The 22,702-nt window shown below is 65.9% G+C and carries 24 protein-coding genes and 1 tRNA gene; 21 read left to right on the top strand and 4 right to left on the bottom strand.

Annotation, left to right across the window (positions count from 1 at the left end):
- Positions 1-268 precede the first annotated feature (268 nt).
- Positions 269-1,024 (top strand): septal ring lytic transglycosylase RlpA family protein, encoded by a 756-nt coding sequence (locus WD006_RS17870; protein ID WP_011517865.1) that lies wholly within the window; start codon positions 269-271, stop codon positions 1,022-1,024.
- Positions 1,025-1,108: 84 nt separating this feature from the next.
- Here the strand turns inward: WD006_RS17870 and rsmI are convergent, their stop codons facing one another.
- Positions 1,109-2,008 carry a 16S rRNA (cytidine(1402)-2'-O)-methyltransferase gene (rsmI, locus tag WD006_RS17865; protein ID WP_011517864.1) on the bottom strand — a complete coding sequence of 300 codons (900 nt, stop codon included), beginning with the start codon at positions 2,006-2,008 and terminating at the stop codon, positions 1,109-1,111.
- 16 nt (positions 2,009-2,024) lie between these two features.
- On the opposite strand from rsmI, the gene WD006_RS17860 reads away from it, so the two are divergent.
- From WD006_RS17860 to WD006_RS17790, 15 genes are all read left to right on the top strand, one after another.
- The gene (locus tag WD006_RS17860) at positions 2,025-2,465 is read left to right on the top strand and encodes a YraN family protein (RefSeq protein WP_049799762.1); all 441 of its coding nucleotides are present in this window, start codon (positions 2,025-2,027) and stop codon (positions 2,463-2,465) included.
- 30 nt (positions 2,466-2,495) lie between these two features.
- Positions 2,496-3,083: a phosphoheptose isomerase gene (locus WD006_RS17855; protein WP_008646124.1), complete on the top strand. Its 588-nt coding sequence runs from the start codon at positions 2,496-2,498 to the stop codon at positions 3,081-3,083.
- Positions 3,084-3,237: 154 nt separating this feature from the next.
- Entirely contained in the window at positions 3,238-4,092 is an 855-nt protein-coding gene (locus tag WD006_RS17850; protein ID WP_011517862.1) for a BON domain-containing protein, read from the top strand.
- A 5-nt stretch (positions 4,093-4,097) separates the two neighbouring features.
- Positions 4,098-4,475, top strand: coding sequence for a c-type cytochrome (locus WD006_RS17845; protein ID WP_011517861.1), 378 nt, complete (start codon positions 4,098-4,100; stop codon positions 4,473-4,475).
- A gap of 3 nt (positions 4,476-4,478) precedes the next feature.
- A complete protein-coding gene (locus tag WD006_RS17840) occupies positions 4,479-5,759 on the top strand; it encodes an NAD(P)/FAD-dependent oxidoreductase (protein ID WP_011517860.1) in 1,281 nt (426 codons plus the stop codon).
- A gap of 150 nt (positions 5,760-5,909) precedes the next feature.
- A complete protein-coding gene (locus tag WD006_RS17835) occupies positions 5,910-6,803 on the top strand; it encodes an O-acetylserine/cysteine exporter (protein WP_011517859.1) in 894 nt (297 codons plus the stop codon).
- A gap of 277 nt (positions 6,804-7,080) precedes the next feature.
- The gene (locus WD006_RS17830; RefSeq protein WP_008646439.1) at positions 7,081-7,407 is read left to right on the top strand and encodes a c-type cytochrome; all 327 of its coding nucleotides are present in this window, start codon (positions 7,081-7,083) and stop codon (positions 7,405-7,407) included.
- 254 nt (positions 7,408-7,661) lie between these two features.
- A complete protein-coding gene (gene soxY, locus WD006_RS17825) occupies positions 7,662-8,117 on the top strand; it encodes a thiosulfate oxidation carrier protein SoxY (protein WP_011517858.1) in 456 nt (151 codons plus the stop codon).
- 63 nt (positions 8,118-8,180) lie between these two features.
- Entirely contained in the window at positions 8,181-8,492 is a 312-nt protein-coding gene (soxZ, locus tag WD006_RS17820) for a thiosulfate oxidation carrier complex protein SoxZ (protein ID WP_008646443.1), read from the top strand.
- Between the two features lie 23 nt (positions 8,493-8,515).
- Complete coding sequence (locus tag WD006_RS17815; RefSeq protein WP_011517857.1) at positions 8,516-8,974, top strand: DsrE family protein; 459 nt, start codon at positions 8,516-8,518, stop codon at positions 8,972-8,974.
- A 142-nt stretch (positions 8,975-9,116) separates the two neighbouring features.
- On the top strand, positions 9,117-9,992 hold the full coding sequence (soxA, locus tag WD006_RS17810; protein WP_011517856.1) for a sulfur oxidation c-type cytochrome SoxA: 876 nt from the start codon (positions 9,117-9,119) through the stop codon (positions 9,990-9,992).
- Positions 9,993-10,003: 11 nt separating this feature from the next.
- Positions 10,004-10,666 carry a sulfur oxidation c-type cytochrome SoxX gene (gene soxX, locus WD006_RS17805; protein WP_011517855.1) on the top strand — a complete coding sequence of 221 codons (663 nt, stop codon included), beginning with the start codon at positions 10,004-10,006 and terminating at the stop codon, positions 10,664-10,666.
- Positions 10,667-10,676: 10 nt separating this feature from the next.
- A complete protein-coding gene (locus WD006_RS17800) occupies positions 10,677-11,177 on the top strand; it encodes a TlpA disulfide reductase family protein (protein ID WP_011517854.1) in 501 nt (166 codons plus the stop codon).
- A gap of 27 nt (positions 11,178-11,204) precedes the next feature.
- A complete protein-coding gene (gene soxB, locus WD006_RS17795; RefSeq protein WP_011517853.1) occupies positions 11,205-12,929 on the top strand; it encodes a thiosulfohydrolase SoxB in 1,725 nt (574 codons plus the stop codon).
- A 67-nt stretch (positions 12,930-12,996) separates the two neighbouring features.
- Positions 12,997-13,072: transfer RNA gene (locus WD006_RS17790), tRNA-Ala, on the top strand.
- Between the two features lie 93 nt (positions 13,073-13,165).
- Here WD006_RS17790 and WD006_RS17785 read toward each other — a convergent pair.
- Entirely contained in the window at positions 13,166-14,128 is a 963-nt protein-coding gene (locus WD006_RS17785) for a LysR family transcriptional regulator (RefSeq protein ID WP_011517852.1), read from the bottom strand.
- A 201-nt stretch (positions 14,129-14,329) separates the two neighbouring features.
- Here WD006_RS17785 and WD006_RS17780 point away from each other — a divergent pair, with 201 nt between their 5' ends.
- From WD006_RS17780 to WD006_RS17760, 5 genes are all read left to right on the top strand, one after another.
- The gene (locus tag WD006_RS17780) at positions 14,330-15,304 is read left to right on the top strand and encodes a Bug family tripartite tricarboxylate transporter substrate binding protein (RefSeq protein ID WP_011517851.1); all 975 of its coding nucleotides are present in this window, start codon (positions 14,330-14,332) and stop codon (positions 15,302-15,304) included.
- Between the two features lie 77 nt (positions 15,305-15,381).
- Complete coding sequence (locus WD006_RS17775; protein WP_011517850.1) at positions 15,382-16,620, top strand: CaiB/BaiF CoA transferase family protein; 1,239 nt, start codon at positions 15,382-15,384, stop codon at positions 16,618-16,620.
- Between the two features lie 10 nt (positions 16,621-16,630).
- Positions 16,631-17,401, top strand: a complete 771-nt coding sequence (locus tag WD006_RS17770; RefSeq protein WP_011517849.1) for an enoyl-CoA hydratase/isomerase family protein — start codon at positions 16,631-16,633, stop codon at positions 17,399-17,401.
- 11 nt (positions 17,402-17,412) lie between these two features.
- Positions 17,413-19,809 carry an acyl-CoA dehydrogenase family protein gene (locus WD006_RS17765; RefSeq protein ID WP_375199038.1) on the top strand — a complete coding sequence of 799 codons (2,397 nt, stop codon included), beginning with the start codon at positions 17,413-17,415 and terminating at the stop codon, positions 19,807-19,809.
- Between the two features lie 53 nt (positions 19,810-19,862).
- Complete coding sequence (locus WD006_RS17760; protein WP_011517847.1) at positions 19,863-20,855, top strand: Bug family tripartite tricarboxylate transporter substrate binding protein; 993 nt, start codon at positions 19,863-19,865, stop codon at positions 20,853-20,855.
- 28 nt (positions 20,856-20,883) lie between these two features.
- Here the strand turns inward: WD006_RS17760 and WD006_RS17755 are convergent, their stop codons facing one another.
- Positions 20,884-21,873 (bottom strand): lysylphosphatidylglycerol synthase domain-containing protein, encoded by a 990-nt coding sequence (locus tag WD006_RS17755; protein WP_011517846.1) that lies wholly within the window; start codon positions 21,871-21,873, stop codon positions 20,884-20,886.
- Entirely contained in the window at positions 21,870-22,697 is an 828-nt protein-coding gene (gene hpnK / locus WD006_RS17750; protein WP_011517845.1) for a hopanoid biosynthesis-associated protein HpnK, read from the bottom strand. Before hpnK ends, WD006_RS17755 begins: the two co-directional genes overlap by 4 nt.
- Positions 22,698-22,702 lie beyond the last annotated feature (5 nt).

The following is a 22,702-nucleotide window of genomic DNA, read 5'->3' as shown; positions in this document are numbered from 1 at the left end:
TGGACACCGGCCTCGGCAGGTGAGTCATTGTAGCCGCGTCATGCGTGCGTCATCGCTCGGTCATCGACCCCGATACGTGCGATGCCACACAGAAAGTGCAGCATAAGCCGTGCACGCTCCATCAAGAACCCGCCCCGGGGTATCCGGCGCAATCCCTTGCCACGCCGTGGATTGCGGGGAATTGACACCAGTTTAAGCACCTTTTGCTTAAGTTTCGTAACAAAATCAAGGCACTAGCTTCAATACGACTCTGTTAGACTGCGCGCCTATGTTTAGCCAGCCCGCACTCCGCCCGGAGTCCGTGCGCACGATAGCGCCCGGCTCCACACGCTTCCTTCGTCAATGCGCGATCATCGTATCGGCGTTGGTGATGGCCGCGTGCGCGACGCCGCCGGGCGGCGACACCGAGAACGCATCGACGCAAGGCGCGATCCCGACCAAGTCCGCACGGTCGAAGTCCGGCACGAACGCGCCGGCGACGGCCAAGTCCGACGATCGCGGTAGCTGGAACCTGTTCGGCCTCGATGAAGGCGCGCCGGCGCAATCGTCGATCGACGGCCTGCGCGCGGACATGGGTACGTTCGAGCAGCGTGGCACGGCATCCTGGTACGGCAAGGGCTTTCACGGCCGCAAGACCGCCAATGGCGAACGCTTCGACATGCGCGCCATGACGGCGGCTCACCCGACCCTGCCGCTAGACAGCTGGGTGCTGGTGCGCAATCTCAGCAACAACAAGGTGGCCGTGGTGCGGATCAACGACCGTGGCCCCTATCATGGCAACCGGATCCTCGACCTGTCGTACGCGGCAGCCAAGCGCCTGAGCTTCGTCAATAGTGGCTCGACCAAGGTGGAAATCCGCCGGCTGTCCCGCACCGAAGTGGCGGCCCTGGGCCCCGAGATCGAGGCGGGTGGCACCGAGGCCGGCGATGGCAGCGGCGCCGACGAGATGCCGGATACCGCCAATGCGCTGGTGCCGACGAAGTCGAAGGCCAGGAAGTCCACGGTCAAGCGCAAGCGCCCCTGATCCGCGATGCAGGCCGGCCGGATCGATCCTCTCGCTCCCCGCTCAACCGCCCGCCTGCAGCCCCCCTCCCAATTCAGATTTTTCTCACTCAGCACGCTGCGCGAGCGCGAGCTGGTAGAGCGCATCCGTCTTCGCGCCGGTGATCGCGGCCGCCAGTTTGGCTGCGCGCTTGGCTGGCAGCTCGGCCAGCAGCAGCTTCAGCACGCGCACCGCTTCCGCATCGGGCGCATCTTCATCGCCCGCTTCCGCCCGACGCACACCTTCCACGACCAGCACGAACTCGCCCTTGCCGCGCGCAGCTTCGCTCGCAAGCCAGGCTGGGGCTTCCGCCACGGTCAGGACGGGCGTCTCCTCGAACAGCTTGGTCAGTTCGCGCCCGATCAGCAGGCGGCGCGTGCCGGGCAGGGCGGCCGCCAGCGCGGCCAGCGTGTCGGCAATGCGGTGCGGTGCTTCGTAAAGGACCCAGGCGTGGTCGAGCACAGCCAGCCGGGCGATCTCGTCCGCGCGGGCCTTGGGCTTGCCCGGCAGGAATCCGACAAACGTGAAACGGCCTTCGCCAGCCTCGAGCATGTCGCCTGCGACGGACAGCGCCGTGACCGCGGCGCTCGGCCCCGGCAACGGCACCACGCCGAGTCCGGCCGCGCGCACGGCTTCCACCAGCCGAGCGCCCGGGTCAGAAATACCCGGCGTGCCGGCATCGGACACATAGGCGATCCGTTCCCCGGCCCGCAGGCGTTCCACGATACGGACGGCGGCCTCGCGCTCGTTGTGCTCGTGCACGGCGACCAGCGGCCGCTGCAGCCCCACGCGGGTCAGCAGTTGCCCGGTGTTGCGCGTGTCTTCACAGGCGATTGCGTCGGCCAGGCCGAGCACGTGCAGCGCGCGCAGGGACAGGTCGGCGACGTTGCCGATCGGCGTGGCCACCACGTACAGCGTGCCCGGTGGGTAGGTCTGACCGCTTGCCAGCAGGGTCCAGTCACTCATGCTTGGAGAACTTCCGTTGATTCGCTCATTCAAAACCACCACGCCATCCGCGTTGCCGGCGCGGCCGGCATCGTCCACGACGCGGCAAGGCGCGCTGGCCGAGGATCGCGCGCTTGCCTACCTGCAGCGGCAGGGTCTGGTGGCGGTCGAACGCAATTATCGCTGCAAAGGCGGCGAGATTGACCTGATCATGCGCGCTGCTGACGATACGCTGGTTTTCGTCGAGGTGCGCAAGCGCGGCGGACGCGGGTTTGGCGGCGCGGCGGCAAGCATTACGCTGACCAAGCAGCGGCGCGTGCTGCGCGCGGCCAGTCATTACCTTGCCACGCTGGACCGGCTGCCGCCATGCCGGGTGGACGTGGTGGCGCTGGACCCGGGCCGGCTCGAATGGCTGCGGAACGCGTTCGACCTCGGGGCGCTGGATTCCGAGGGCGGCGGCGAGGGGCCTGCGTCATAATGCGCGGGATTGTGCAGAAGTCATCAAGCCATGAGTATTGAAAGTATCGAGCAGCAATTCCTGGACAGTGCCGAGACCAAGCGGATGGCCGCCACGCTGATGGCGCCTCACATTGACGCCGCCGTGGAGCGGATGGTCGCGGCCCTGACCAGCGGCAACAAGATCCTGGCCTGCGGCAACGGCGGCTCGGCCGCGGACGCCCAGCATTTCGCGGCCGAACTGGTTGGCCGGTTCGAGCGCGAGCGCCCGGGCCTGGCGGCCATCGCCCTGACCACGGACAGTTCGATCCTGACGGCGATTGGCAACGACTACGATTTTTCGGTGGTGTTCTCCAAGCAGGTGGAAGCCCTGGGCCAGCCCGGCGACATCCTGCTGGCGCTCTCCACTTCGGGCAATTCGGCCAACGTGATCGCGGCCATCCACGCCGCGCACCAGCGCGACATGAGCGTGGTGGCGCTGACCGGCAAGGGTGGCGGCAAGATCGCCACGGTGCTGGACGAATTCGACATTGACCTGTGCGTGCCGAGCGATCGGACCGCGCGGATCCAGGAAGTGCATCTGCTGACACTGCATTGCCTCTGCGACGGTATCGACGAGGCACTGCTGGGTGAGGCATAAGGACCACGCCAGTGGACGCCCGCGAGTTATCCCGGGTTATTCACAGGCCTGCCCACAACGTATCCACAGGTTTTGCGGCGTCATCCACAGTGATATCCACAGCCGCGCAACCGCCCTGCAAACCGCTGCAACCTGATTTCCTGCAAAGGACCGCATGACGAACGTGACCAAGACTAACCAGAAGAAGACTTCCCCGGCCCGTATCGCACGCACGGCCGTCACCGTGGCCGCACTGATCGTGTCGGCCACGCAGCTCGCCGGCTGCTTCCCGGTGCTGGCCGGCGCGGTCGGTACCGGCGTGGTGATGGCCACCGACCGCCGGCCCACGGGCACGCAGACGATCGACCGTGGCCTGCAGATGGAAATCGACAGCACGCTGAGCTCGCGCTTCAGCGGCGACAAGGCCCGCGTGGAGGCGGCGGTGTTCAACCGCAAGGTGCTGCTGGTGGGCGAAGTCAGCAATGCCGACGTCAAGCAGCAGGTCGAACAGTACGTGCGCGGCCTGCAGAACACGCGTGACGTGGTGAACGAACTCCAGGTCACGGCCTCGCCGGGCTTCATGACGCGCAGCAATGACGCGTACCTGACCAGCAAGGTCAAGACGCTGATGGTGACCGCCGAGGGCGTTCCCGCCAATTCGATCAAGGTTACGACGGATAAGGGCGTGGTCTATCTGCTGGGCATCGTGACCAATGCCGAAGGCGACAAGGCCACGGACGTGGCCCGCAACTCCAGCGGCGTGCAGAAGGTGGTCAAGGCGTTCGACTACATCAGCGAATCCGAGCGCGCCCGTCTGGATGCATTGGGTAGCTCGCAGAACGGCAACACCGGCAGCGAAGCGGTGGGTACGCCGGCGCCGGTCCAGTCGGTGCCGGGTAGCGCACCCAACGCCCCCGTGAACTCCGACGCGCCCGCGTCGATGGGCACGTCCGGTGGCGCGACCACGAGCCCTGTGGCCGCGCCGGTCTCGTCGCCGGTGGCGCTGCCGCCGGGCCGCAACCTGCCGTAAGCGACATGACGCTCGCGCCGCGGTACCTGAGGGGCGTCGTGGCGGGTTTCTGCGTGGCGCCGTCGCTGGCGCTCGCGCAGCCGGCTTCGGCACCCGCCGGGCCGGCCGAAGCCGGCAAGCTGACCGTGGAGGCGCAGGCGGCCCGCACGATGCAGGCGCGCAATCTCGCCGCGTCCTGCGCGGTCTGCCACGGCACGGACGGCAAGCCGCCCGCGGACGGTCCGATTCCGCGACTGGCGGGCCGGCAGCAGGCCGATCTCGTCGAGCTGATGTTCAATTTCAAGAACGGCAAGCGCTCCGGGACCGTGATGCCGCAAATCGCCAAGGGCTATAGCGACGCGCAGATCCTCGCGATGGCCGCGTGGTTCGCCGACCAGAAATAGCCCATGCAAAGACGCTCTGTCCTACAGGCCGCCCTGGCCGGTGTCGCGGCCACCACGCTCGGCATGTTGACGCCGCGTCAGGCGCGCGCAGCAACCGCAGCGAAGGTCGTGGTGGTCGGCGGTGGCTTTGGCGGTGCCACGGCCGCACGCTACCTGCGCACCTGGAGTCACGGTGCTGTCGACGTCACGCTGATCGAGCCCGACGAGGCGTTTGTGTCCTGCCCGCTGTCGAATCTCGTTGTCGCCGGCTATCGCCAGATGGCCGACATCACGCTGCCCTACGACACGCTGGTGAGTCGTCACGGCGTGAAGCACGTGCGCGACACGGTCACGGCGATCGACCCGGCGGCACGCACTGTCCGGGTGGCGGGCGGAGGGACGCTGCCGTATGACCGCCTGATCCTGTCCCCCGGCGTGGAGATGCAGTCCAGCGCGATCCCAGGTCTGGCACGTCCTGGCGGGGATCAGATCGTGCACGCCTGGAAGGCCGGTCCGCAGACCGACGTGCTGCGCCGCCAGCTCGCGGCGATGCCCGATGGCGGTACGTTCGCGATCACGATCCCGCTGGCGCCGTATCGTTGCCCACCCGGGCCGTACGAGCGGGCCTGCCTGGTTGCCGACTATCTCAAGCAACACAAGCCGCGCAGCAAGGTGCTCGTGCTCGACGCGAACCCGGACATCACGTCGAAGGGCGCGTTGTTCCGCAAGGTCTGGGAGACACGCTACAAGGGGATGATCGAGTACCGGCCGCAGTTCGAGACCGTCGATGTCGATCCGGCCACACGCACGATCCGCTTTGACGTGCAGGACGACGAGCGGGCCGACGTCATCAACCTGCTGCCACCGCAGCGCGCCGGCGCCATCGCCGTGGCCAGCGGTCTGGCGACGGCCAACGGCCGCTGGTGCGAGGTCGACTTCCTGACCATGGCGTCGACCGTGGCGCCTGACATCCACGTCCTTGGCGACGCCGTCCAGATCGCGCCGCTGATGCCCAAGTCCGGCACGATGGCCAATCAGCACGGCAAGGTGGCCGCCGCCGCGATCCTGCGGCTGCTGGCCGGTCAGGATCCGGACCCGGAGCCGGTCTACACCAACACCTGCTACAGCTTCACGTCGTCGAACGAGGCCATCCACGTGGCCAGCGTGCATCGCTACGATGCCGGCGAGAAAACCATGCTGACCGTGCCGGGGTCCGGCGGGCTGTCCGTCGCGCCAAGCAGGCGGGAAGGTGAGTACGGACTTGCCTGGGCCCACAGCATCTGGGCCGACATGCTGGGCGCCTGACTCACTGACAGAGTGCCGGCTGCCCCACACGCCCCGCTCACCCTACACGCCGCAAAACCGCAGGATCGTGCAACGCCGCGCCGCCACGGGCTGATACGCTAGCCGTGCCGGTCATCCCGCCCCCAGGGATGCGGCGATCCCTCTTCGATCATGCAAGCCAAAGACCGTCTGCTTGCCCTGGCCATCATCGTGGTCTGGGGCGTCAATTTCGTCGTCATCAAGGTCGGCCTCGTCGGCGTGCCGCCAATGCTGCTGGGCGCGCTGCGCTTCTGCCTGGTGGCGTTTCCGGCTGTTTTCTTTATCCCTCGGCCACGCATTCCGCTGCGGATGCTGGTGGCCTACGGCGCCACCATCAGCCTTGGGCAGTTCGTGTTCCTGTTCTACGCGATGGCCGTCGGGATGCCGGCGGGGCTGGCATCGCTGGTGCTGCAGTCGCAGGTGTTCTTCACCGTGGCCATCGCCGGGTTCTGGCTTGGCGAGCCGGTGCGCTGGCACAACATCGCTGGCATGGCCATCGCCGCCTGCGGGCTCGCCCTGATCGGCAGCGGCGCCGCTCACGGCCCGGGCGGCATGACGCTGGCCGGCTTCCTGCTGACGCTGTGCGCCGCCCTGTGCTGGGCCACGGGCAACATCGTCAGCAAGAAGATTGGGCCGGTGGATCTGCTGGGCCTGGTGGTGTGGGGCGCGCTGATCCCGATCGTGCCGTTCGCGCTGCTGTCGCTCTGGTTCGAGGGCCCGGCCCGGATGACGCAGGCGCTGACCAATATCTCCGGCATGGGTGTGTTCGCGGTCTGCTACCTGGCGTTCTGCGCCACGCTGTTCGGCTACACGATGTGGGGCCGCCTGCTGACGCGCTACGCGGCCAGCAAGGTGGCGCCGCTGACGCTGCTGGTGCCGGTGGTCGGCCTGGTCTCCGCACACCTGCTGCTGGGCGAAGCATTGGCGCTGACACAATGGGCTGGCGCCCTGGTGGTAATGGCCGGACTGCTACTCAACGTGTTCGGCGGGCGGCTGTGGGCCGGTCGGATGCTCGCTGGGCGATGATTTCGAGGGTTAACCCGTATATTTAGCCGCCGTTCCCGCATTTTTGCGCATATGGATATCACGTGCGAATCCGTATCGTTGCCGCATCTTGAGGCAAAATAGCGGACTGGCCGCAACCCGCCCGAGACGCTCTCACCGATCACCCGAGAGGCCCGGAGGCCCAGAGGCCCGAAAGAAGGCCCGCCCAACGGCGGCCAGCGCGTGCCGCGCCGCGGGATCGCCCCCCCAAGCGCGTCCTTGCCGTCCCCACGGCTCAATCAGTTTGGAGCACAACAACATGAAGCAGTTTGTCATCGCCGCCGCTCTCCTGGCCGCCGCCGCATCCGCGCACGCCGTGGATGCCGCCAAGGCCCAGGAAATCGCCAACAAGAACGCCTGCATGGGCTGCCACCAGGTCGACAAGAAGCTGGTCGGCCCGGCGTACAAGGACGTGGCAGCCAAGTACAAGGGCGACAAGACCGCCCTGGCGAAGCTGACCGCGAAGGTCAAGAACGGTGGTTCGGGCGTCTGGGGTCCGGTGCCGATGCCGGCTAACGCCGCTGTCAGCGATGCCGACCTGAAGACGGTCGTGGAGTGGGTGCTGGCTGGCGCCCCGGCCAAGTAAGCGCCGCGACGTCCGCGCGGGCCGTCCGATGTTCCGGCGGCCCGTGCCATTTCTGGCGGTAGGACATCCATCGTGATGACCGGCGAAATACCAAAGCAATGCCGGCGCACTGTTCGCAAGAAGTCGTTTCAGAATGAAGCGAAGCAGTTCTGGCCAGCCACGCGGCTGCAGACAGTGGAGCGAGCGCCAGAATCATTTTGAAACGGCTTCCAGGGAAACCGGGTAAGCAAGGCAAGTACAGGAAATACAGCAACATGAATGCGAAACGACGAGACGTGCTACGGATGACCGCTGTGCTGTCGCTGATGGCCGCCACCGGCCTGATCAGCGAGGCGCAGGCCGCGGAGTGGAACAAGACGGCCTTCGACGGCAAGAGCGTGGCCGACGTGATCAAGGCGCTGGGCGGCAGCGGTACCGAGAAGAGCTCGGCCATCACCTTCATCGCACCTGACATCGCCGAGAACGGTGCCGTGGTGCCGGTGGCCGTGACCAGCAACATCCCCGATACCGAGCAGATCGCTATCCTGGTGGAAAAGAACCCGAACACGCTGGCCGCCGATTTCACGATTCCGGCCGGCACCGAGCCGTTCGTCTCCACGCGCGTGAAGATGGGCCAGACCTCGGTCGTCCACGCCGCGGTCAAGGCCGGCGGCAAGTGGTACGTGGCATCGAAGGAAATCAAGGTCACGCTGGGCGGCTGCGGCGGCTGACGCCCCATCGTTCAGACGAGAACACGGACCAGATTTCCAGATTACTGCTGACAGGAGAAGCACATGGCAGACCCGATGCGCGTTCGCGCCACCGAAAACGGCGGCGTGGTTGACGTCAAGATTCTGATGAAGCACGACATGGAGACCGGCCAGCGCAAGGACGCTTCCGGCAAGACGATTCCGGCCTGGCATATCCAGACCGTGATCGCCACGTGCAAGGGCAAGGAAGTGTTCCACGCCCAGTTCGGCCCGGCCGTATCGAAGGATCCGTTCCTGAATTTCAAGTTCAAGGGCGGTGCCAAGGGCGACAAGGTCACTGTGACCTGGGTCGACAACCGCGGCGACAAGCGTACCGACGAAGCCACCATCGCCTGACCAGGGCGAAGCGAGGAAGCACCATGCGGCGAGCATTCTTTCGGGCCACGGCGGCGCTGGCCGCCATCGGCCTCACCGCCAAGGCAGCGGCACAGGAGAAGGCGTCCATGCCTATCCTGGGCAAGGGCCGCGTCAAGGTCGTCTATCAGTTGTCAGAGGGCATCGATCAGGCCGTGCGTGCCATGGCCAATCTGCGCAATCACCTGAACGCCGCGCCGGATACGAAGATCGTCGTCGTAGCGTTTGGCTACGGCATCGACTTCCTGGTGGAAGGCGCCAAGGATTCGCGCGGCAACACGTTCGAAGCCCCGGTGGCTGCGCTGGCGTCGTCGGGCGTGGAGTTTCGCGTTTGCCACAACACGCTTGCCGCCCGCCACATTTCCGAGCAGAACCTGCTGATGGATGCCAAGGTGGTGCCCGCCGGTGTGGTGGAAGTGGCACGCCTGCAGTTCAACGAAGGCTACGCTTACCTCAAGCCCTGATGTGTCCGCGAGGCGTTCGCCGCTGCAAGCGCGAGCGCCGAGCGCGATTTCCGGAAGTCCGGCCATGAGCCCCTGGGCCGGACCCGCATAGCAAGCCGTCCGCCGCCCGACCATGTGGCGAGATGGCGAGGAGAACGCCCCGATGGTTTCCCCGCGCAATACCCGCAGCAATACCCGCCGCAGTCCCCGCCGCACCTACCGCGCCGCTCCTGCCGTTCTGGCCGTGGCCGCCGCCGTCACGGCGATCGCCACCACGCTCTCCGCGCCCGCGCTGGCGCAGGGCAGCACCGCCGAAGAACTCGCCAAGTACCGTCAGATGCTGGCCGAAGGCAATCCCGCGGAACTATGGGAAGCCGCCGGCGAGGAACTGTGGAAAAAGCCGGCCGGCCCGAAGAACGTCTCGCTCGAACAGTGCGACCTGGGCAAGGGCCCGGGCGTGACCAAGGGCGCTTACGCCGAACTGCCGCGCTACTTCAAGGACACCAACAAGGTCATGGACCTGGAGCAGCGCCTGGCTTACTGCCGCGTGACGTTGCAGGGCCTGACACAGGAAGAAGCGACGAAGAACCCGTTCTCGTCGCAGGGCAAGCCGTCCGACATCGAACGCCTGGCTGCCTACCTGACCGGCGAGTCGCGCGGCGTGAAGATGAACGTCCAGCTCACGCACCCCGAGGAAAAGCGGGTCTACGCGCTGGGCGAGAAGATGTTCTTCTATCGCGGCGGCGCATATGACTTCGCCTGCGCCACCTGCCATGCCGTGGATGGCCAGCGCATCCGCCTGCAAGACCTCCCGAACCTGCTGACGTCGAAGGGTGCCGAGGCCGCGTACACCACGTGGCCCGCCTACCGCGTCTCGCAGGGCGAGGTCCGCACGATGCAGCACCGACTTTACGACTGCCTGCGCCAGCAGCGCTTCCCCGAACCGGCCTATGGTTCCGACGTGATTACCGCCCTGACGATGTTCCTGGCGAAGAACGCCAACGGCGGCACGTACGACGGCCCGAACATGAAGCGCTAGGAGACCACGACATGAACAAACTCCATACGATGGCGCTGGTCGCCATGGTGGCGCTCTCGGCTGCCGGCACGCAGGCGCTGGCGCAGACGGCGGCAAAGGGTACGACGAAGGGCGCGACCACAAAGGTCACCGACGCCGACGTGCGCCAGATGATCGAATCGTCCTTCACGTCCAAGGGACCCGCCACGGTCGAGGGTGTGCTGAACCAGGACGCCACGCAGAAGGCGTGCAGCCAGTACCCAGATCGCAGCAAGGTGCCGGCCGCCGTGGCGAAGAAGGTGGAAGCCGCCGAGCTGAAGCAGGTGAAGTATCCCGCTGACAACAACTGGCTCGGCGACTGGAAGGAAGGCGAGAAGATCGCGCAGAACGGCCGGGGCATGCAGTTCACCGACGCGGTGGGCGGCACCAACGGCGGCAACTGCTACGCCTGCCACCAGCTGACCAAGGCCGAGATCTCGTTCGGCAATATCGGGCCGTCGCTCTACCAGTACGGAAAGCTGCGCGGCAACTCGCAGGAAGTGGTTCGCTACACGTGGGGCAAGATCTGGGATTCGAACGCGTTCAGCGCCTGCTCCAACATGCCGCGCTTCGGCCACAAGGGCATCCTGACCGAGCAGCAGATCCGCGACGTGATGGCGCTGTTGCTCGATCCGGCATCGCCGGTCAATCAGTAAGGGGCGCATGATGCGGGCTCGGCGCGGCGTGGTCGCATGGATGCTCGCGCTGGTCGCGGCGTTTGGCGCGGCAGCGCAGTTGGCTCAGGCCGCGGAAGTCGGCGACGTGATCCACCTGCCCGACGTGAAGCTGCTCGACGGCCGCACCGTACCTGCCTCGCAGTGGGCCGGCAAGCCGCTGGTCGTCGAGATCTGGGCATCGTGGTGTCCGTTCTGCGCGCTGCAGAACCCGCGCCTGCAGGCCCTGTACGACAAGACGCGCGGCACACCGCTGCAGGTGCTGACGATCAGCATCGACAAGCACCCGCATGAAGCAGTGGCGTACCTGAAACAGCGCGGCTACACCTTCCCCGCGACGATGGATTCCGATGCCCTGCGCCACGCCTTCGGCAAGCGCAAGGGGCTGCCGGAACTGTACGTGCTGGACGGGCAGGGCCGCGTGGTGCAGAAGGAAGTGGGCGAGATGCTCGACGATGACGTCGCCGCCCTGGCGCGCTATGGCAAACGCTGAGCGCGCACGACTCGGACGGAAATCAGTATGAATCGACGCGAGTTCCTGCAGGTGCTGGCGGTGGCCGGCGCCGGCGGCATGGCTTTCCCGGGCGGCGACGCACAGGCCGCGCGCGCCGCGCAACAGTTCTACGACGTGCCGCGCTTCGGCAACGTCCACCTGCTGCACTTCACCGATTGCCACGCACAACTGCGCCCGGTGCATTTTCGCGAACCCAGTGTGAACCTCGGCGTGGCGGAGTGGGCAGGCAAGCCGCCGCATCTGGTGGGCAAGGCCTTTCTGCGCGAGTACGGCATCCGCCCCGGCACCCCCGAAGCGCACGCGTTCACCAGCCTCGATTTCACCGAAGCCGCGCGCCGCTACGGCAAGGTGGGCGGGTTTTCCCATCTCTCTACGCTGATCCAGCGCATGAAGGCCAGCCGGCCCGGTGCGTTGCTGCTCGATGGCGGCGATACCTGGCAGGGCTCGGCCACGGCGCTGTGGACCAAGGGCCAGGACATGGTCGACGCGGCGCTGCAACTGGGCGTTGACGTGATGACGCCGCACTGGGAAATGACGCTCGGCGCCGAGCGCGTGAAGCAGATCGTCGACAACGACTTCAAGGGCCGCGTCTCGTTCCTGGCGCAGAACATCAAGACCAACGACTTCGGCGATCCGGTCTTCGACCCGTACGTGATCCGCGACATGAACGGCGTGGCCGTAGCGATCATCGGGCAGGCCTTCCCGTACACGCCGATCGCCAATCCGCGCTACTTCGTGCCGGACTGGACCTTCGGCATCCAGGAAGAAAACCTCCAACAGGTGATCGACGATGCGCGTTCCAAGGGCGCGGAGGTAGTGGTTCTGCTGTCGCACAACGGCATGGACGTCGACCTCAAGCTCGCCTCGCGGGTGCGCGGCCTCGACGCGATCCTCGGCGGCCACACGCATGACGGCGTGCCCAAGCCAGTGCAGGTCAGGAATTCGGGCGGTGTGACGCTGGTGACCAACGCGGGCTCCAACGGCAAGTTCCTCGGCGTGCTCGACTTCGACGTCCGCAACGGCAAGGTGGCCGATTTCCGCTACAAACTGCTGCCGGTCTTTGCGGACTACCTGCCGGCCGACCCCGCGATGGAGGCACTGATCACCAAGGTACGTGCCCCGTACGAGTCCAGGCTCAGCGAGGTACTGGCGATCAACCGCGGCCTGCTGTACCGACGCGGCAACTTCAACGGCACCTTCGACCAGCTCATCCTGGACGGCCTGATGGCCGTGCAGGACGCCGAAATCGCGTTCTCCCCCGGTTTCCGCTGGGGCACCACGCTGCTGCCCGGCGAGAACATCACGATGGAAGCCCTGATGGACCAGACGGCCGTCACGTACCCGTACACGACGGTGACGCCGATGACCGCCGAGACCATCAAGACCATCCTCGAGGACGTGGCCGACAACCTGTTCAACCCCGATCCCTACTACCAGCAGGGCGGCGACATGGTGCGCGTGGGCGGGCTGCAATACACGATCGACCCCAACCAGCCGATCGGCAAGCGGATCACCGACATGCGGCTGGGCGGCAAGCCGCTGGAAACCGGCAAGACCTACAAGGTGGCCGGCTGGGCGCCGGTATCAGAAGAAGCCCGCCAGGCGGGTGGGGCGCCAATCTGGGATGTGATGGCCCAGTGGCTGCGGACAAACAAGGAAGTCAGCGCTCGCCCACTGAACCTGCCGACCGTGCGCGGCATGAGCGGCAACCCGGGAATAACGACCACCTGACATCGACGCAACGGTTGCGCCAATGCGATTGAAAGGCCGCCTGAAGGCAGCTACAATCATCCGCTACGGGCCGATAGCTCAGCTGGGAGAGCGCTGCGTTCGCAATGCAGAGGTCGGGAGTTCGATCCTCCTTCGGTCCACCAAATGCAAAGGGGCTTGGCAAATTGCCAAGCCCCTTTTTCTTTTTCCGGCATCGAAAAAACACGATACGGCTCACCCTGCCAGGCAGTACCGAGTCAATCTGCGACTTCCCCGATACGTGCCGGCCAACTGCCATCGTCAAGCACGGTTCGCACGGTCTCCGTCAGCAGGTCCAGTACGGCGGACGCGGCGATAGACAGGGGCATGGTGGCAGAGCGGCATAGATAGACCGGGCGCGACACGGCAGGCTGGCAGATGCGCGCGGCCGAGAGTTGGCCCTTTCGCACTTCGGCGCACACCGACGCATACGAAAGAACGGTGCATCCCACGCCGGCAGACGCCAGTGCGATCAGTTCCGGGATGGCGTTGACCTCCGCGAGGATCTGCAGGTCGACGCCCTGGGTCCTCAGGTAGCCATCCAGCAATGCGCGTAGGCCGTGCTCACCGGCTGGCAGGATCATTGGGTATTGATTCAGGTCGCGCAGACGGACAGTGTCGGCCAAGGGCTGCGCCTGCGTGTGACCGTTGGCGAATTGCCCGGGCGGGCCCACCAGCACCAGGTCCTCATCGACGATCTGGTCGAACTGCAGGCCAGAATTGGCATGAGCCCGGAACGTCAGGCCGATGTCGATATGTCCGGATAGCAGATGGCCGGGGATGTAGCCCGTGCTGAGTTCGATAACCTGCAGGCGAACCTTGGGCCATCGCCGGATCACCTCGCGGACGATCGGGACGGTCAGGATCTTGGCCATCGATTGCGGTAGGCCGATGGCAACACTGCCTTCCGGATCGACCATCAGGTCGCGCACGTCCTCACATGCGATGTCGAGGCGCTTCAGGATGTCCCGGGCGTGGATCTCAAAGCGCTGGCCGGCCACGGTCGGCTCCACGCCCTTGTGGCTGCGCATGAACAGCGTGACGCCGAGCGCCTCTTCCAGATGCCGGATTTGCAGGCTCAGGGCCGGCTGGGCGATGTGAAGGGTTTCTGCCGCACGCGAGATGGATCCCGCCGCTGCCACGGCAAGAAAACACTGCATCGCGCGCAAATCGACTGGCATTCCCACAGTTGTCTCCTGTCCTCCGATCTTGCCGGCGCGTCCTGCTCATGCGTCCGGCCGATGATCCAAGGGGTATATGCCGCCACGATAGCCGACATCAAAAAGATATCTTGGACATATATGCGCCCGAGGGCAATAGTGCGACATCACACAGGCCGCATTACCCGGACAGCACAGGGTCGGCCACAAAAAGGAGACACGATGGGTATCAGTCGCCGCAAGCTTCTGATGGGTACCGGGATCGCATTGCTTTCGCGGCCATTGCTGGCAAGTACATGGCCCGCGCGGCCGATCCGGTTGGTGGTGCCGTTCGCGGCAGGCGGGCCTGGGGATTTCGTGGCTCGGCAGATCGCCATGCCACTGTCCCGGAAGCTTGGCCAACCGGTGGTGGTCGAAAACAAGCCCGGCGCGGGTGGCAACCTCGGCACGCAGACCGTGCTCGATAGCGAGGCCGATGGCTATTCGGTCCTGCTCAACACGGTTGGCATGCACGCGGTCAACCCACTGATGTTCCCCGATCTGCGTTTCCAGCCCAGGCGCGATCTGGCGGCGGTTGGCGTGATCGCCACCGTGCCGAATGTGCTGGTAGTGCATCCCACCAAGCTCGGTGTGAGCAACCTGGCCGATCTGGTTCGTCTTGGCCGGCAGCGTCCGAACAATCTCAGCTACGCCACATACGGGGCGGGTAGCTCCCCGCATATCTATGGCGCCTTGCTCCAGAAGGAAGCGGGGTTCACCGCGGTCGCCGTGCCCTACAAGGGAAGCGCGCCAGCAAGCAGCGACGTGATGGCCGGAAATGTGGACTTCCTCTTCGACAGCATGACCACCTGCATCGGGCAGATTCGAGGGGGCAAGCTCAAGGCGCTGGCTATCACCTCGGCAGCGCGCTCGTCATTGCTGCCCGATGTGCCGACGCTACAGGAGTCGGGCTACCCGGCGCTCGACCTGAAATTCTGGCTCGCATTGCAGGTCTCGGCCAAGACGCCCGCACCAGTCCTGCAGGCGCTGCGCGAAGCCGTGGCGGCCTGCACGCAGGATGCCACCTACGGCGACGCGCTGGTGGCGCGTGGCGCGGAGCCATTCCGCATGGCGCCGGCGAGTGTGCAGGATTTCGTCAATCGGGATGCTGCGCGCTGGACCGACCTCGCACGCTCCATAGGCATCAAGCCCGAATAGAGCGCACCGGCAACGCGGGCCGCCCGACGGCGGTCAGTCGCAGTCCTTGAAGCGGCATCAGCATTAGACATACATCCATGATTGCATTGAACGGTATCCGCGTACTCGACCTGAGCAAGGTGCTAGCCGGTCCTTTGTGTGGCCAGTACCTGGGGGAGCTTGGCGCAGAAGTCATCAAGGTTGAACCGGTTGGCCGTGGCGACGACACACGGGCATGGCTGCCGCAGGACCGAGGCCAGTCAGCGACCTTCCTCGCGGTCAACCACAACAAGCGCAGCCTCGCTGTCGATCTGAAGACCGCCGAGGGCAGGCAGATCGTGCAGACGTTGGCAGCAAAATCGGACGTGGTCCTGCAGGGCTTCGGCAGCGGTGCCGCCGCACGGCTGGGCGTGGACTACAAGACGCTGTCCGGCATGAACCCGTCGCTGATCTACTGCGAGATTTCCGGATACGGAAGAACGGGCCCGCTAGGCCAGGAACCTGGTTACGACGTGATGCTGCAGGCGTTCAGCGGCATGGTCAGCACCATGGGCGAAGCGGGTGGCAAGCTGGCGCGCGCCAGCTTCTCGCCGGTAGACCTGGGGACGGGCATGCACGCGTTCAGCGGCATCCTGGCGGCCCTGCTCGAGAGACAGAAGACCGGGCGAGGCATGTTCCTGGAGGTGTCGTTGCTCGACACAGCCATGGGGTTCATGAGCTACCTGGCACAGAACTACTGGTGCAGCGGGAAGCTGCCGCGCCCAATGGGAACCGCCCATCCCGCCATGGCGCCATACCAGGTATTCGAGGCATCGGACGGCCCCATCATGATTGGCGTTGGCAATGATGCCCAGTGGCGGCGCTTTTGCCCGGTCGCCGGACTCGACGATGTCATCGACGCACCCAAGTTCGCGACCAATGCCGCGCGCGTCGCGCATTTCGATGAAACCGTGGCGATGGTGCAGGCGCGCATTGCGCTGCAGCCAGTCGCGCACTGGATCGAGGCATTGCGCAAGGCGGGTGTGGCTTGCTCTCCCATTCACACGCTCGGCGACGCATTGGCGCATCAGCAGGTTGCGGCACGCGAACTGATTGTCGAATCCGATCACCCCGTGCTTGGCAAGGTTCGCAACGTTGGCTTGCCGATCCGCTTTGGCGAGGCGCCACGTGGTGCGCATCGCGCTCCGCCGCTGCTGGGCCAGCACACCGACGAGGTACTCGGCGAGGCTGGCTACGGCCCCGATGCTATTGCCGATTTCAAGGCGCGAGGCGTGATCGCCACCGCCAACCTGCCGCAGGCTGATTCCCAGCCGGCCGCGGCCCCTCTCACTGCATGAGTGGAACCCCATGACATCCGTTTCCTACGAGGTCCGCGACAACATCGCGGAGATCCTTCTTGATAGCCCTCCCGTCAACGCGCTGAACGAGGCGATGATCGACGCGTTGCTGCAAGGGCTGCGCCGAGCAGCCGAGGACGACTCGGTACGCGCCGTGATACTGGCCAGCGCCGTGCCACGCCGGTTCTGTGCCGGGCTGCAACTCGATAGCCTGCGCGACGCGCCGCCATCGCGCGGCTACGCACTGGTGGAGAAGCTCTATAGCGGGCTGTGCGAGGCACAGTTCCATCTTGGCAAGCCGTCGATCGCCGCCGTCGGCGGTACCGCCCGGGGCGGTGGCATGACACTGGCGATCCACTGCGACATGATCGTTGCCGCTGACACCGCGACCTTCGGCTATCCGGAGATCGATGTCGGGCTGGTACCCGCGATTCACTACACCCATCTGCCGCGCATCATCGGCCGGCATCGTGCCTTCGATCTGCTGTTCACGGGGCGTTCGTTCGATGCGGCGGAAGCCATGTCGTTGGGGCTGGTCAACCGCGTGGTGCCAGAACAGCGCGTCATGGAGGAGGCTCGCGCGCTGGCGCGCTCCCTGTGCCAGAAATCGCCCGAGATCATGCGGATGGGGCGGCAGGCATTCATGCGGGCTAACGACATCGACTACCGGCGTGGCGTGGCAGGCGCGGTGGAAACGTTCGGGAACATCTTTGCTACCGAGGACGCGCAGGAAGGCATCGCCGCATTCGTGGAGCGACGCAAGCCACGCTGGCAAGCGTGAAGACCATGACGATGCGTGATCCTGGAACATCAGATGGGGCGCAAGACAGCGACGAGGCATTCCGCGCCGAGATCCGCTCCTTTCTTAGGAATGCCGTGCCGGCGGATATCCGCGCCGCCACGCGCGCGCACTGCCTGGTCACGCGGGAACAGGCGGCGCGTTGGCATCGCATCCTGCATGCCCAAGGCTGGGCAGCACCCGGCTGGCCACGCGAGCACGGCGGCACGGGGTGGTCGCTGGTGCGGCAGGCCATCTTTCGGGAAGAACTTGCGGCCAGCGACGCGCCCTACATCGAGAACCTCGGCATCGATACCATCGGCCCGACGCTGATCCGACACGGCACCGATGAGCAGTGCAAGCGGTTCCTGCCAGGCATGTTGTCGTTCGACGACTTCTGGGCGCAGGGCTACTCCGAGCCCGACGCAGGATCGGATCTGGCTGCACTGCGAACCACGGCCCGTCGCGAGGGCGATTGCTGGATTGTGAACGGCAGCAAGATCTGGCAAAGCCTCGGCCACTGGGCCAACTGGGCGCTGTTGCTGGTGCGTACCGATCCGGCCGCATCGCGCAAGCAGGATGGCATCTCGATCCTGCTCGTGGACCTGCGCACCCCCGGCGTGACAGTGCGGCCGATCCGGTATATCAACGGCTCGCATTTCCACGTCCAGATGTTCTTCGACGATGTGCGCGTGCCGGCAGCCAATCTGGTTGGCGAGCCCAATGGCGGATGGGCGATCGCCAAGGGCCTGTTGGTCATCGAACGCCTGTTCGTGGCCCGCATGGCGGAGTGCAAGGCGGAGCTGGCCAGGGCCGCTGCGCTGCTCCACCCGCCGCCAGGCGAAGGCGATCCGGCCATGCGCGGCGAACAGGAGATGGCGTTTGCGCTGACGGCGCGGCGCCATGCCGCACTGGAAATTCGTATGCGCGCGCTCGAAGCCGCGTGGTGGCCGGCGATCCAGCAGGCGGCCGAAGGTGGTCGGCCGGATCTTGAAGCTTCGCTGCTGAAGCTCGAGGGCATCCAGCTGCTGCAGGATCTTCATCTGTTCCGGATGGATACACATGGCACAGCCTCGCTGCGGCTCTATCCCGAAGCGCTCGATGGCCAGCCGCCTGGTGTGCCCGACGATGCCGCGTCCGCTGGCAATCAGACACTGCACATGTGGCGCTATCGCGGGAGTTCGTTGGCAGGCGGTTCGTCGGAAATTCAGCGACAGATCATCGCCAAGGCGATCTTCGACGGACAGACCGAACTGGACGTGCCGCGCAACGACCATCTTGGCGACGAACAGGCCATGATGGTCGACACGATGAGGCGGTGGCTGAGCAAGCATTACAGCTTCGAGTTCAGGCAGCAGGCCATGCACACGCCAGGCGGGTGCAGTGCATCCGCGTGGTCAGGCCTGGCCGGGCTCGGCATCACCAGCCTGACCATACCGGAGGCGCTAGGGGGCATGGGGCAGCCGATGACGGATCTGCTCCCACTGATGGAGACGCTGGGTGAGGCATTGGTACTGGAACCCGTGCCGTGGAGCGCGGTGTTCGGTACGCAGATATTGCTTGCGCTCCCCGTCGGCCCGTCACGTGATGCGCGCCTGGCCGCATTGGCCGGTGGTGATGCGCGCTGCGCAGTGCTATGCGGGAAGGAACCAGGCGTCGGGAAGACGCCGCAACCGACCGTGATCGCGCAGCGTGTCGGCGACGAGTGGCAGCTCAATGGTGACGATGCAATGGTCATGGGCGGCACCGATGCGCATCACTTCATCGTGGCCGCGACGCTGGACGACGGCAGCCTCGGCCTGTTCGATCTGCCGGCCGATGCCTCTGGCGTCGTCGTGCAGGGCTATCGCTTTCATGACGGCCGCGGCGCGGCGGAAGTGCAGCTGACCAACGTGCGGCTGAGCGCGTGCTCCATGCTTGGCCAAGGCGAACAGGCGGCGACGGCGCTCGATATAGGCATGACATTCGCCACGCTGGCCTTGTGTGCCGACAGTATCGGCGCCATGCGGCGCGCGCTGGGCATCACTGCGGAGTACCTGCGCACGCGCAGGCAGTTCGGCCGCACGCTCGCGGAACAGCAGGTGGTTCAACACCGCATGGCCGACCACTTCCGCGCCTGGAACGGTGCGCGTCATCTTGCAAGGCGGGTACTGGCCGATTGGGATGCGGCGCCGCCTGCCGAGCGCCGTCGCCGCATCTGCGCGGCGAAGCACCTGTCTGGCGTGGTTGGCCGCGCCATTGCGTTCGACGTCCTGCAATTGCATGGCGCGGTTGGCTTGCAGGATGAGACGCCGATCAGCCACTACAGCAAACGGCTTGTCGGCAACGATTTGCTGCTTGGCAGCGCCGATACCCATCTGGGTCGCTTCGCCGCCGCAGCGGATGCGGTTCCGCCAGCGCCGGTGCGCTGACAGAGACCGATCAGAGACGCATCAGTGCAATGGATCAGGAGGAGACAAAGAATATGCGGGCATTCCATGCTTCAAGACGTCTGATACGCGCGCTCGCTGGTGGTCTGATCGCGTTGGCAGCCACCGCAAGCTTCGGCGCGCCGGATGCCGCCTGGCCATCGCGGCCCGTCACCATCATCGTGCCCGGTGCGGCGGGCGGCACGATCGACATCCCGATTCGCCTGCTGGCGCAAAAGCTTGGCGCGCGTCTGGGGCAGGCCATCGTCGTAGACAATCGTCCGGGCAGCGGCGGCATCATCGGCACACAAGCCGCGCTGCGCGCGCCTGCCGATGGCTATACGCTTCTGGCCGGCAACGTCGGCCCGCAGGCCATCAACTACAGCGCGTACAAGCATCTCTCCTACCAGCCATCGGACCTGACGGCGATCACCGACATCATTGCCTTTCCTAACGTGCTGGTGGTCAACGCCCAGTCGCCAGCGAGGACCGTGGCTGATCTGGTCGAGCAGTTGAAGCGGAATCCCGGCAAGCTCTCCTTCGGCTCTGCCGGTATCGGTCAGACCAGTCACCTCGTGGGCGAACTGTTCAGGATGCGCACCAGCACCGATGCCATCCATGTGCCTTACAAGGGATCGACACCGGCCACCACGGCGTTGCTGGCAGGAGAGACCACGTTTCAATTCGACAATCTGACGCAGGCGCTGCCGTACATCCGTGCCGGCAAGCTGCGTGCCCTGGCGGTGGCTGCCTCGCAGAGAGCGCCGTCGTTGCCCGATGTTCCCACCATGGAGCAGGCTGGCTTCGCCAATTTCACGTCGACAGCGTGGATCGGCATCTTCCTGCCAGCGAAGGCGCCACCTGCCGTCATCGCTTCGCTCGAACAGGCCCTGGCGGCGGTCATGCGAGACCCCGACCTCATCTCCCAGTTCCGGCAGATGGGCGGCATTCCGGGCGGACAGTCGCCGGAGAAGTTCTCCGCGTTCGTGGCCGCGGAGCGGGAGAAATGGGGGCTTGTGATTCGCACATCGGGCCTGACGCTGGATTGACGCCCAGTGCATCGGCCAGCCGGGTGATTCAACCGGCGACCCGCCGCCGCATCTGCCGCCACTCCACCCACTGCCAAGACAACAGCGCCGGTACCCCGAACAGGACTTCGCGCGCGCGCTTGACCAGCGCGAGCGCGAGCGAGGTCTGCGGGTCGATGCCGAAGCTGGTGCCCAGCAGCACGATCACCGCCTCCTGCACCCCCAGCCCCGCCGGGATGAAGAACGCCACCTGGCGTGCGGCGAGTGTCAGGGCTTCGATGGCCAATGCCTCGCCGAAGCCCACCGGGTGGCCGAGCAGCGATAGTCCCCACCAGACTTCGAGCGTGCCGACGACGAGCCCGGTCATCTGCCAGATCAGCGTGCGCACCAGCACGCCGTAGTGGCGGCACAGCGCGCGAATCTGCGCGTCGAGGCGGGCGCCGTCGATCAGCGCGGCGAGCTTGTGGTCGTCGCCGAGCATCCGCTGCGCGAACGATTCGAGTCGGGTGAACCATGCGCCGTGGCGCAGTGCGTAGGCGAATAGTGCGGGGATCGGCAGTGACAGCAGCAGGCCGATGGCCACCAGCAGGCCGTGGTCGCTGTCCTGCGTGATCGACATCAGCAGCAGCACCCCGGCTAGTGCGAACAGGTAGTGCGAGAACATCGTCACCATCACCTCGATGACGATGCTTGCCGAGACCGCCGTACCATCTGGCACGCGCCGCCACGCGAGGCGGATACCGACGAGTTCGCCGCCGATGCCGGCCGTGGGCAGCAGCCGGGTCACGGCTTCGCGCACCGTCGCCACCCAGAGCAGGAAGCCCGTGCCAGCGCGTTTCTCGGGATCGGCCGGCGCGAGCAGCACGCGCCAGCCATAGGCGTCAAACCAGAGCGCGATGAGGTGGATCGGCACCAGCCACAGCAGCGGCCATCCGGCCTGCTCGAGGATGTGTGCCACTTCGGCAATGCCTTCCGTGGCCACGACAACCGTCAGGATCAGCAAACCAGCCAGTGCACCCAGCAGGGCGAAGCGTTTCATCGAAGTCCAGCGTGAAGATCAGTGAAGCCACCGCGACGCGGGGCAAAACGGTCCGCGGCGGCGCGCACGCGCGGGGAGAGCAGCGCGGCGAGTTCATCCGCGTGCCGGTAGCCGGTCATCGATGCGCCCACTTCGGCACCCGATGTCACGGCGGGATGCAGATACATCTCGACCACACCGCGCGGCAGTTGTTCGAACGCCGCCAGCAACGTGGCTTCGTCCATTGCGCCCGTGTCGGACAGCCCAAGCACATAGTCGTTGTAGGCAATGCCCGCGCGTTGCAGGCGCGCGCGCAGCAGCGCGAGCCAGGGGCGCAGCAGCAGCGGTCCACCGGCCTCGCGCGGTAGTCGCACGGCGCGCATGCCGTAGTCGCGTCCGATGCTCAGGATCAACGACAGCACGGTCGGATGCAGATGGAAATGCTTGTGTGCGTTGACGTGATCGAGCGGCAGGCCGGTGGCGGCGAAAGCCTCGAACTGCGCGCGGATCTCGGCAGCCAGTTGCGCGCGCACACGCGGCAGGAAGAAGAAACGGAAGCCGTCCCGCACCATCGCGCTGCCAAAGCGGCCGCTGGCGTCAACCAGATCCGGAATCTGGTCGTACGGCAGCGTGGCAACGCCATCGGCCAGCACCAGATGCAGGCCGACGCGCAGCCCGGGTAGCCGGCGTGCGCGTTCCACCGCGTCGGCGGCGGCCGGCGAGCTGACCATCAGGCTGGCGGCGTTCAGGATGCCCTGGCAGTGCGCGCGCTCCACGGCCTCGTTGATGTCGTGGTGAAGGCCGAAGTCATCGGCGGTGACGATCAGCAACTGGCCGTGGGTCATGCGGG

Source organism: Cupriavidus sp. Met-2 (assembly GCF_049843575.1).
Classification (GTDB): domain Bacteria; phylum Pseudomonadota; class Gammaproteobacteria; order Burkholderiales; family Burkholderiaceae; genus Cupriavidus; species Cupriavidus metallidurans.
The sequence above is the reverse complement of the archived record's forward strand: the minus strand, read 5'-3'. Positions and strand labels throughout refer to the sequence as shown.